Genomic DNA, 11,072 nt, shown 5'->3' on the forward strand with positions numbered 1-11,072 from the left:
GGCTTGTGAATGTGAACGCGTTCACAAGCGCGTCCCGTTTGCTCCTGTATGTGAGCACCAAACTGGGGCAAACCGCCGCTGACCACGCCGTAGTAAGGAGAGTGACGACGTGGACCTGGCTTTGGCGCCGGAAACACTGGCGCGCTGGCAGTTCGGCATCACCACCGTCTACCACTTCCTGTTCGTTCCGTTGACGATCTCCCTGGCCGCGCTCACGGCCGGGCTGCAGACGGCCTGGGTGCGCACGGAGAAGGAGAAGTACCTCAGAGCGACCAAGTTCTGGGGCAAGCTCTTCCTGATCAACATCGCCATGGGCGTGGTCACCGGCATCGTGCAGGAGTTCCAGTTCGGCATGAACTGGTCGGACTACTCGCGCTTCGTCGGTGACATCTTCGGCGCCCCGCTCGCCTTCGAGGCGCTGATCGCGTTCTTCTTCGAGTCCACGTTCATCGGCCTGTGGATCTTCGGCTGGGACAAGCTGCCGAAGAAGATCCACCTGGCCTGCATCTGGATGGTCTCGATCGGCACGATCCTGTCGGCGTACTTCATCCTCGCGGCCAACTCCTGGATGCAGCACCCGGTCGGGTACAAGATCGACAAGGCCAGGGGGCGGGCCGAGCTGACCGACTTCTGGGCCGTGCTGACCCAGAACACCGCCCTCACTCAGGCCTTCCACACGCTCTCGGCGGCCTTCCTGACCGGTGGCGCCTTCATGGTGGGCATATCCGCCTACCACCTGGCCCGCAAGAAGCACATCCGCGAGATGAAGACCTCGCTGCGGCTCGGTCTCATCACCGTGGCCATCGCCGGTCTGCTCACCGCGGTCAGCGGCGACACCCTCGGCAAGGTGATGTTCAAGCAGCAGCCGATGAAGATGGCCGCCGCCGAGGCCCTGTGGGACGGCCAGAAGCCCGCGCCGTTCTCGATCTTCGCCTACGGCGACGTGGAGAAGGGCCACAACAGCGTGGCCATCGAGATCCCGGGCCTGCTCTCCTTCCTCGCCGACGACAACTTCACCTCGTACGTCCCCGGCATCAACGACGTCAACAAGTCCGAGCAGCAGAAGTTCGGGCCCGGCGACTACCGGCCCAACATCCCGGTGGCCTTCTGGGGCTTCCGCTGGATGATCGGCTTCGGCATGGCCTCCTTCGCCATCGGGCTGGCCGGACTCTGGCTGACCCGCAAGAAGTTCATGCTGCCGCAGCACCTCAGGGTCGGCGAGGACGAGGTGCCGCACCTGGTGCTGTTCAAGAACCAGGCGCTCGGTCCGAAGCTCACCCCTTGGTACTGGCGCATCGCGACCTGGACGATGGCCTTCCCGCTGATCGCCAACTCCTGGGGCTGGATCTTCACCGAGATGGGCCGCCAGCCGTGGGTCGTCTACGGCGTCCTCCGGACCCGGGACGCGGTCTCCCCCGGTGTCTCCCAGGGCGAGGTCCTCACCTCGATGGCCGTCTTCACCGCGCTGTACGCGATCCTCGCCGTGGTCGAGGTGAAGCTGCTCGCGAAGTACGTCAAGGCCGGCCCGCCCGACCTCACCGAGGCCGACCTCAACCCGCCCACGAAGATCGGCGGCGACACCCGTGACGCCGACAAGCCGATGGCCTTCTCGTACTAGGCCGGGGGAACAGTCATGGAACTTCACGACGTCTGGTTCGTCCTGATCGCCGTCCTGTGGACCGGCTACTTCTTCCTGGAGGGCTTCGACTTCGGAGTCGGCGTTCTCACCAAGCTGCTGGCGCGCGACCGAGCCGAGCGCCGGGTGCTGATCAACACCATCGGCCCGGTCTGGGACGGCAACGAGGTGTGGCTGCTCACCGCGGGCGGCGCCACTTTCGCCGCCTTCCCCGAGTGGTACGCCACCCTCTTCTCCGGCTTCTACCTGCCGCTGCTGCTCATCCTGGTCTGCCTGATCGTCCGGGGTGTCGCCTTCGAGTACCGGGTCAAGCGGCCCGAGGAGAAGTGGCAGCGCAACTGGGAGACGGCGATCTTCTGGTGCTCGCTCCTCCCGGCGTTCCTGTGGGGCGTGGCCTTCGGGAACATCGTGCGGGGGGTGAAGATCGACCAGCACTTCGAGTACGTCGGTGACGTCTGGGATCTGCTCAACCCCTATGCCCTGCTCGGCGGCCTGGTGACGCTCACGCTGTTCACCTTCCACGGAGCGGTCTTCACCGCGCTCAAGACCGTCGGCGACATCCGGGTGCGGGCGCGGAAGCTGGCCCGGTGGGTCGGTCTGGTGGCGACCATCGTGGCGCTGGCCTTCCTGCTGTGGACGCAGGCCGACAGCGGTGACGGCAAGAGTCTGGTCGCCGTGATCCTGGCCGTCGCCGCCCTGGCCGCCGCGCTGGTGGCCAACCAGGCCGGACGGGAGGGCTGGGCGTTCGCGCTCTCCGGGGTCACCATCGTGGCCACCGTGGCGGTGCTCTTCTTCTCGCTCTTCCCGAACGTCATGCCGTCCACCCTGAACGGGGACTGGAGCCTGACGGTCACCAACGCCTCGTCGAGCCCCTACACCCTCAAGATCATGACGTGGCTGGCGGCGATCGCCACCCCGCTCGTCGTGCTCTACCAGGGCTGGACCTACTGGGTGTTCCGCAAGCGGATCGGCACGCAGCACATCGCTCCCGACGCCGCTCACTGAGTCCGCCGAGGGTGTGTTTCACGTGAAACACACCCTCTGGACCGAAGGGCATGTTTCACGTGAAATCAATCGACCCACGCCTTCTGCGGTACGCCCGCGCCACCCGTCTCTTCCTCGTGGCCGTCATCGGCCTGGGGGCTCTGGGGGCCGGGCTGGTCATCGCGCAGGCGATGCTCGTCGCCGAGATCGTCGTCGGCGCGTTCCAGCGCGGTGAGTCGGCCGCCGGCCTGCGCACCCCCCTGCTGCTGCTGGCGGCCGTCGCGGTCGGACGGTCGTTGGTCGCGTGGCTCACCGAACTCGCGGCACACCGGGCCGGCGCGGCGGTCAAGTCGGAGCTGCGCGGACGGCTGCTGGACCGGGCGGCGGCGCTCGGCCCGGGGTGGCTGAGCGGGCAGCGGACCGGCTCGCTGGTCACCCTGGCCACGCGCGGGGTCGATGCCCTGGACGACTACTTCTCGCGCTATCTCCCGCAGCTGGGGCTGGCCGTGGTCGTGCCGGTGGCGGTGCTGGCGCGTATCGTCACGGAGGACTGGGTGTCGGCGGCGATCATCGTCGGCACCCTGCCGCTGATTCCGCTGTTCATGGTGCTGATCGGCTGGGCTACCCAGTCCCGGATGGACCGTCAGTGGCGGCTGCTGTCCCGGCTGTCCGGTCACTTCCTGGACGTGGTCGCGGGCCTGCCGACGCTGAAGGTGTTCGGCCGGGCCAAGGCACAGGCCGAGTCCATCCGGCGGATCACCGGGGAGTACCGGCAGGCCACGCTGCGCACCCTGCGGATCGCCTTTCTCTCCTCCTTCGCGCTGGAACTGCTGGCCACGCTGTCCGTCGCGCTGGTCGCCGTGACGATCGGGATGCGGCTCGTCCACGGGGACATGGATCTGTACATCGGGCTGGTGATCCTGGTGCTGGCGCCCGAGGCGTATCTGCCGCTGCGGCAGGTGGGGGCGCAGTACCACGCGGCGGCGGAGGGCCTTGCCGCCGCGGAGGAGATCTTCTCCGTGCTGGAGACGCCGGTTCCGGCGTCGGGTACGGGCCCGGTGCCGGCGGGCGCCGTGGCCTTCGAGGACGTCAGTGTCCGCTATCCCGGGCGCTCGTCGGACGCGGTGACCGGTGTGTCGTTCCGGGTGGAACCTGGTGAGACCGTGGCGCTGGTCGGACCGAGCGGGGCGGGCAAATCCACGCTGCTGGGCGTGTTGCTGGGATTCGTACGGCCCACCGGGGGGCGGGTGCGGGTCGGGGGCGCCGACCTCGCCGGCCTGGACCTGGAGGAGTGGCGGTCGCGGATCGCCTGGGTGCCGCAGCGGCCCCACCTGTACGCCGGGACCATCGCGGAGAACGTGCGGCTGGCCCGGCCCGGGGCCGATGACGGTGCCGTGCGGCGGGCGTTGCGGGACGCGGGCGCCTGGGAGTTCGTGGCGGCGCTGCCGGACGGGGTCGACACCGTGCTCGGGGAGGACGGGGCCGGGTTGTCGGCGGGGCAGCGGCAGCGGCTCGCGCTGGCCCGGGCGTTCCTCGCGGACCGGCCCGTGCTGTTGCTGGACGAGCCGACGGCCGCGCTGGACGGGGCGACGGAGGGGGACGTCGTGGCGGCGGTGCGCAGGCTGGCCGCCGGGCGGACCGTGCTGCTGGTCGTGCACCGGCCCGCGTTGCTGGGGGTGGCCGACAGGGTCGTACGGCTGGGTGGGGCGGATGGCGCGGAGCCCGCGGGGGCCGGCCGGACTTCCAGGGGGCTCCGTCCCCTGGACCCCTGTCCTCGCCCACCCGCCACCCGAATCGGTGGGCTGGAAGGTGAACCGAGGGAGTCGTTGCTCGGCCTGCCGGAAGGCGGCCCTGGGGGAGCGGCTGGGGAAGGTCGGCTGGACGGCGATGCCGGCCTGTGGGGGCGGCGTGTGCTGGCGCGGGTGCGCGCGCTGGGCGGCGGAGCCCGGGGGCGGCTGGCCGTGGCGCTGCTGCTGGGGAGTCTGGCGCTGGGCAGTGCCGTCGGGCTGATGGCGACCTCCGGCTGGCTCATCTCGCGGGCCTCGCAGCAGCCCCCGGTGCTGTATCTGATGGTGGCCGTGACCGCGACCCGCGCCTTCGGTATCGGGCGGGCCGTCTTCCGCTACGCCGAGCGGCTGGTCTCGCACGACGCCGTCCTGCGGATGCTGGCCGACACCCGGGTGGCGGTGTACCGGCGCCTGGAACGCCTCGCCCCGGCGGGGCTGCGCGGCACCCGGCGCGGCGATCTGCTCACCCGGCTGGTCGCGGACGTGGACGCCTTCCAGGACTACTGGTTGCGCTGGCTGCTGCCCGCCGGAGCCGCCGTCGCCGTCTCCGCCGCCTCCGTCGGCTTCACGGCCTGGCTGCTGCCCGAGGCCGGCGCCGTCCTCGCGGCGGGCCTGCTGGCGGCGGGCGCCGGTGTGCCCCTGCTGACCGCTGCCGTGGCCCGGCGGACCGAGCGGCGGCTGGCGCCCGCCCGTGGCGTCCTCGCGACCCGGGTGACCGATCTGCTCACCGGCACCGCGGAACTGACCGTCGCCGGCGCGCTGCCGGCCCGGACGGACGCGGCACGGCGAGCGGACCGCGTCCTCACCGGGATCGCCGCGCGCGCCGCCGCCGTCACCGGGCTCGGGGACGGGCTGACCGCGCTGATCTCCGGGCTCACCGTCACGGCCACCGCGGTCTTCGGCGCCCAGGCGGTGGCGGCGGGCCGGCTGGGCGGCGTGGCGATGGCCGTGGTCGTACTGACCCCGCTGGCCGCCTTCGAGGCCGTCCTGGGGCTGCCGCTCGCCGTGCGGCACCGGCAGCGGGTGCGGCGCAGCGCGGAGCGGGTGTACGAGATCCTGGACGCCGCCGAGCCCGTACGCGAGCCGGAGCAGCCCCGGCCGGCGCCCGTCACACCGTTCCCAGTGGTCCTCAAGGGCGTGGTCGCACGGTATGAGGGACAGCGGCGGGAGGCGCTCGCCGGGCTGGACCTGACGCTGGAGCGGGGGCGCCGGATCGCGGTGGTGGGGGCCTCCGGTTCCGGTAAGACGACCCTCGCGCAGGTGCTGCTGCGGTTCCTGGAACCGCAGGCGGGCTCGTACACGCTCGCCGGGGTGGACGCGTGCGCGGTGGCGGGGGACGACGTACGGCGGCTCGTCGGACTGTGTGCGCAGGACGCGCACCTCTTCGACAGCTCGGTGCGCGAGAACCTGCTGCTGGCCAGGAAGGACGCGACCGAGGCGGAGTTGCGCGAGGCGCTGGCCCGGGCCCGGCTGCTGGACTGGGTCCGGTCGCTGCCCGACGGTCTGGACACGCTGGTCGGCGAGCACGGGGCCCGGCTGTCCGGCGGGCAGCGGCAGCGGCTGGCGCTGGCCCGGGCGCTGCTGGCCGGCTTCCCGGTGCTGGTCCTGGACGAGCCCGCGGAGCACCTGGACCTGGCGACGGCGGACGCGCTGACCGCCGATCTGCTGGCCGCGACCGAGGGCCGCACCACGCTGCTGATCACCCACCGGCTGGCGGGGCTCGACGCGGTGGACGAGGTGATCGTGCTCGACGCGGGCCGGGTGGTGCAGCGCGGGCCGTACCGGCGGCTGCTGGCCGAGGACGGTCCGCTGCGGGAGATGGCCGTCCGGGAGTCCGAGACGGAGGCGTTGGCGGGAACGCGCTGAGGCGTGCCGTCACGGATCGCGGGAGGCGCCGGCGGGGTGCGCTGACGCGTGCCGGGCGGTGTGGGAGTGGCGCGGACCGGCGCGTCCGCCGGCTACCCGCGGTCGGCGAGGAGCCGTTCGATCACCACTGCCACGCCGTCGTCGTTGTTGGCGACGGTACGGCCCGACGCGGCGGCGACGGCGTCCGGGTGGGCGTTGCCCATCGCGTACGACCGCCCGGCCCAGGTCAGCATCTCGACGTCGTTGGGCATGTCCCCGAAGGCCACGACCTCCTCGTGCGAGATGCCGCGCTCGGCGCAGCACAGGGCGAGGGTGCTGGCCTTGGAAACGCCGGGGCCGCTCAGTTCCAGCAGGGCGCTGGGGCTGGAGCGGGTGACGTTGGCGTGGCCGTCGACCGCCAGGCGGGCCAGCGTGAGGAAGGCGTCGGGGTCGAGGGAGGGATGGTAGGCGAGGATCTTGAGGACCGGCTGGTCGGCGGTCGAGCCGTCGGTGGCGAGCAGCTCCTCGGCGGGCAGCACGGTGTCCGGTATCTCCATGTGCAGCTTGGGATAGTCCGGCTCCTGGTGGAAGCCGTAGGTCTGCTCGACCGCGAACACCGTGCCGGGGGCCGCCTCGCGCAGCAGCCGTACGGCGGCCAGGGCGTTCTCCCGGGCCAGCTCGCGGACCTTGACGAACCGGTGGGCGCCGGGGCCGCCGTGCAGGTCGACCACGGCGGCGCCGTTGCCGCAGATCGCCAGGCCGTGGCCGTGGACGTGGTCGCTGACCACGTCCATCCAGCGGGCGGGCCGGCCGGTGACGAAGAAGACCTCGATCCCGGCCTCCTCGGCGGCGGCCAGCGCGGCGACGGTCCGCGCGGAGACCGACTTGTCGTCGCGCAGCAGAGTGCCGTCGAGGTCGGTGGCGATCAGCCGCGCCGGCAGGGCGGCGGCAGGGGTCCCGGGCTGTCTGGTCGCTGAGGTCACCCGGCCATTCTCGCGCAGGCGTCCGCACGGCCGTGCGCGACCGCGCACGGATGAGACACACGCGACGTGCCGGAGAGGGGCGGAAGCGCCCGCCTCCCCCGTCAGTCGAGCTGGGCGAGCGCCTCCATGGCGATCCGCTCGAAGACCTTCTCGTCCGCCGCGAAGCCGGAGTCCGGGACGGGCCAGTGGATCACGATCTCGGTGAAGCCCAGCTCGCGGTGGCGGCCGGCGAAGTCCACGAAGGCGTCCAGGGACGACAGCGGCCGGCCGCGGTCCGGGGTGAAGCCGGTGAGCAGCACCTTGTCCAGTCCGGCCACGTCCCGCCCGGCGGCCTCGCAGGCCTCGGCCAGCCTGCCGATCTGGCCGCGCAGCGCCTCGACGGACTGCTCCGGCGTGCCGGTCTCGTACAGCTTCGGGTCGCCGGTGGTCACCCACGCCTGGCCGTATTGCGCGGCGAGCTTCACACCGCGCGGGCCGGTCGCCGCCACGGCGAACGGCAGCCGGGGCCGCTGTGCACAGCCCGGGATGTTGCGGGCCTCGTGGGCCGAGTAGAAGCGCCCCTCGTAGGTCACCGCGTCCTCGGTGAGCAGCCGGTCGAGGAGGGAGACGAACTCGGTGAACCGGTCCGCGCGCTCACGCGGGCTCCAGGGCTCCTGGCCGAGGGCGGTCGCGTCGAAACCGGTGCCGCCCGCGCCGATGCCCAGGGTGATCCGGCCGCCGGAGATGTCGTCCAGGGAGATCAGTTCCTTGGCGAGGGTCACCGGGTGGCGGAAGTTGGGCGAGGTGACCAGTGTGCCCAGGCGCAGCCGGTCGGTGACCGCGGCGGCGGCCGTCAGGGTCGGGACGGCACCGAACCAGGGGCCGTCACGGAAGCTGCGCCAGGACAGGTGGTCGTAGGTGTACGCCGCGTGGAAGCCGAGCTGCTCGGCGCGCACCCACGCCGAACGGGCGCCTTCGTGCCAGCGGCGGTACGGAAGGATCACGGTGCTCAGACGCAGACTCATGGGTCCGAGCGTAAGCGGGCCCGTCGGTGTCGGACGAAAACAGTCACCGCGCGGGGGCGCGTGAGGGAGCCGCCGGAGGAGACGCAGATCACGCGGGTTTTCCCGGCCGCAGGTTTGATCCACAACGAAGTGCGGTTATCCACAGGCGAATTGACGAAACTGTGGACAACCGGCGGGGACGTGACGCCCGGGGGCACCCGTCCCCCGCCCTCACAGCCTCGGTTCCACCCGCGCGATCCTCCGCAGCAGCCCCGGCGCGAGCCGGGACAGCAGATGGGCACCCTTGGCCTCCGGGGTCACCGGAGCCACCGGCTTGTCGCGGGCGACGGCGTCCAGGATCGCGTCGGCCACCTTCTCCGGCGGATAGTTCCGCAGGCCGTACAGGCGGGCGGACCGCTGTTGGCGACGGCGCTGTTCGGCCGCGTCCACGCCGGTGAAGCGGGCCGTGGCGGTGATGTTGGTGTTGACGATGCCCGGGCAGACCGCCGTGACCCCGATCCCCCTCGGGGCCAGCTCCGCGCGCAGGCACTCGGAGAGCATCAGCACCGCCGCCTTGGAGGTGCTGTAGGCCGGCAGCAGGCGGGAGGGCTGGTAGGCCGCGGCCGAGGCAGTGTTGACGATGTGGCCGCCCTGGCCGCGCTCGGCCATGCGGGCCCCGAAGAGCCGGCAGCCGTGGATGACGCCCCACAGGTTCACGTCCAGCACCGAGCGCCAGTCGTCGGTCGTCGTGGTGAAGAAGGAGCCCGACAGGCCGATGCCCGCGTTGTTGACCAGCACGTCCAGCACGCCGTAGGCGCGGTGCACCTTCTCGGCGAGCTTCTCCATGGCCTGCTCGTCGGAGACGTCGGCCGGCTCGGCCCACGCCTCGGGCGCGCCGACCAGCCGGCACAGCTCGGCGGTGCGGGCCGCGGACTCGGCGTCGCGGTCGACGGCGATCACCCGCGCGCCGGCCTCCGCGAAGGCGAACGCCGTGGCCCGTCCGATGCCGCTGCCCGCGCCCGTGATCAGCACCAGCTGCCCGGCGAACCGTTCGGCGTGCCGGCCGGTGGGCCGCGGGACGGGCCTGCCGCCTTCCACGGACACGACGAACTCCTCGATCCACGCCGACAGCTGATCGGGGCGGGTGCGCGGCACCCAGTGCCCGGCGGGCAGCGTGCGGCGGGTCAGCCGGGGCACCCACCGGTCCAGGTCGTCGTACAGCCGCTCCGACAGGAACACGTCCCCCTGGGGGGTGATGAGCTGCACGGGCGCGTGGGCGTAGGCGTCCGGGCGGGGCCGGCGCAGCCGGGCGCGGACGTTGTCCCGGTAGAGCCAGGCGCCGTGCGCCGCGTCCGAGGGGAGGGAGGCGGTCGGGTAGTCGCCGGCCGGGACCCCCTCGGCCCGCTCCAGGATCCCGGGCCAGCGCTTGCCGAGCGGGCCGCGCCAGGCCAGTTCGGGCAGGGCCGGGATGTGCAGCAGGTAGACGTACCAGGACTTGGCGCCCTGGCCGAGGAGCTGGCCCACCCGCCGGGGCGTCGGACGCTTCACCCGCGCGTCGATCCAGTGCCCGAAGTGGTCCAGGGACGGCCCCGAGATCGAGGTGAACGAGGCGATGCGGCCCTCCGTGCGGCCGACGGTGACGAACTCCCAGGACTGCACCGAGCCCCAGTCGTGCCCGACGAGGTGCACCGGCCGGTCCGGGCTGACCGCGTCCACGACGGCCAGGAAGTCGTCGGTGAGCTTGGCGAGGGTGAAGCCGCCGCGCAGGGGTCGTGGCGCGGTGGAGCGGCCGTGGCCGCGGACGTCGTAGAGCACCACGTGGAAGCGTTCGGCGAGCCGTACGGCCACCTCCGACCAGACCTCCTTGCTGTCCGGATAGCCGTGCACCAGTACGACGGTCGGCTGGGCCGGGTCGCCCAGCTCGGCCACGCACAGGTCGACCCCGCCGGTACGCACCCGGCGCTCGCGTGCACCCTCCAAGGTCACTTCTCCTCCGCCCAGCGCCGCACGTGCGGCAGATCGTCGTCCAGCCAGAACGCGCTCTCCTCGGCGTCCCGGGAGTCGGTGACCACCAGGATCTCCTCGAACTTCGCGCCCGTTCCCCGGAAGCCGAGGTGCGGTTCGACCGCCCACAGGCCCGGCTGCGGCGGGTGGTCCGAGAAGCGGTACGGCGACCACAGCGGCGACCAGCCCTCGCGGTGGCCGTGCAGCGCGTCGGAGGCCAGGCCCCTCAGGGACTGCGTGCCGAAGCCGAACAGATGGGGCGACCAGCGGCGCGGCCGTACCCGGTCCACCTTGTGGGCGATCACCCCGAAGGGGTAGGCGCGGTGCCGGTTGGCGTAACCCTGGCGGACCATCAGCCGGTCCACGTCCTGGTATATCTCGCGCAGCGGGCGTCGTTCGCGCACCTCGCGCAGGATCAGCTCCCGGTGTGCCTCCAAGTCGGCCATCAGGCGGTCCTGCACCGGGTTCACGCCCAGCGAGCCGGAGTAGCCGACGTCCGCCGGGTAGCCCTCGTACACCGGCGCCAGGTCCAGGATGAACGGCATCCCCGGCTCCAGGGCGCGGTCGGTGGGGAAGAACTGGAGCGGTATGCGGAAGTGCGCGAAGGCCGTGCGGTCGCCGAACCAGGCGAAGGGGAGGTGGAACCAGTCCCGCACCCCGCGCTCGCGCAGCCACTCCCGCTGCATCCGCGCCGCCTCGCGCTCGGTCACCCCCGGTTCGAGCCGGGCCGCGACGGCCTCCGCGCATTCGTAGGCCAGGCGCTGCACCCGTTTGAATCCCCGCAGGTCCACGGAGGGTTCGCTGCTCACTGCCGTCGTCATGCCGCCCCGTCCCGTCGAGCGCGCTACGC

General features: G+C 72.2%; 7 protein-coding genes. 3 read left to right on the forward strand and 4 right to left on the reverse strand.

Annotation, left to right across the window (positions count from 1 at the left end; translation table 11 throughout):
• Window positions 1–109: 109 nt before the first annotated feature.
• Genes Srubr_RS31780 through cydD form a run of 3 tightly spaced genes read left to right on the forward strand, consistent with a single transcriptional unit; the run spans window position 110 to window position 6,273 of the window.
• A complete protein-coding gene (locus Srubr_RS31780; protein ID WP_189994858.1) occupies window positions 110–1,618 on the forward strand; it encodes a cytochrome ubiquinol oxidase subunit I in 1,509 nt (502 codons plus the stop codon).
• Window positions 1,619–1,633: 15 nt separating this feature from the next.
• Entirely contained in the window at window positions 1,634–2,641 is a 1,008-nt protein-coding gene (gene cydB / locus Srubr_RS31785; RefSeq protein WP_189994855.1) for a cytochrome d ubiquinol oxidase subunit II, read from the forward strand.
• A 59-nt stretch (window positions 2,642–2,700) separates the two neighbouring features.
• A complete protein-coding gene (gene cydD / locus Srubr_RS31790) occupies window positions 2,701–6,273 on the forward strand; it encodes a thiol reductant ABC exporter subunit CydD (RefSeq protein WP_189994853.1) in 3,573 nt (1,190 codons plus the stop codon).
• Window positions 6,274–6,365: 92 nt separating this feature from the next.
• On the opposite strand, the gene Srubr_RS31795 is transcribed toward cydD, so the two are convergent.
• From Srubr_RS31795 to Srubr_RS31810, 4 genes are all read right to left on the reverse strand, one after another.
• Window positions 6,366–7,235 (reverse strand): HAD-IIB family hydrolase, encoded by an 870-nt coding sequence (locus Srubr_RS31795; protein WP_189994851.1) that lies wholly within the window; start codon window positions 7,233–7,235, stop codon window positions 6,366–6,368.
• Window positions 7,236–7,336: 101 nt separating this feature from the next.
• A complete protein-coding gene (locus Srubr_RS31800) occupies window positions 7,337–8,239 on the reverse strand; it encodes an LLM class flavin-dependent oxidoreductase (RefSeq protein ID WP_189994849.1) in 903 nt (300 codons plus the stop codon).
• 210 nt (window positions 8,240–8,449) lie between these two features.
• Window positions 8,450–10,204 carry an SDR family oxidoreductase gene (locus Srubr_RS31805; RefSeq protein ID WP_189994847.1) on the reverse strand — a complete coding sequence of 585 codons (1,755 nt, stop codon included), beginning with the start codon at window positions 10,202–10,204 and terminating at the stop codon, window positions 8,450–8,452.
• Window positions 10,201–11,043 (reverse strand): M24 family metallopeptidase, encoded by an 843-nt coding sequence (locus tag Srubr_RS31810; protein ID WP_189994845.1) that lies wholly within the window; start codon window positions 11,041–11,043, stop codon window positions 10,201–10,203. The genes Srubr_RS31805 and Srubr_RS31810 overlap by 4 nt, the downstream gene beginning before the upstream one ends.
• Window positions 11,044–11,072 lie beyond the last annotated feature (29 nt).

It is taken from the genome of Streptomyces rubradiris, from assembly GCF_016860525.1.
Lineage (GTDB): Bacteria > Actinomycetota > Actinomycetes > Streptomycetales > Streptomycetaceae > Streptomyces > Streptomyces rubradiris.

Bases quoted from the DNA above. Each gene is read 5' to 3' on its own strand.
- cydB (WP_189994855.1), top strand. From the start codon at position 1,634: ATGGAACTTCACGACGTCTGGTTCGTCCTGATCGCCGTCCTGTGGACC.
- Srubr_RS31800 (WP_189994849.1), bottom strand. From the start codon at position 8,239: ATGAGTCTGCGTCTGAGCACCGTGATCCTTCCGTACCGCCGCTGGCAC.
- Srubr_RS31810 (WP_189994845.1), bottom strand. From the start codon at position 11,043: ATGACGACGGCAGTGAGCAGCGAACCCTCCGTGGACCTGCGGGGATTC.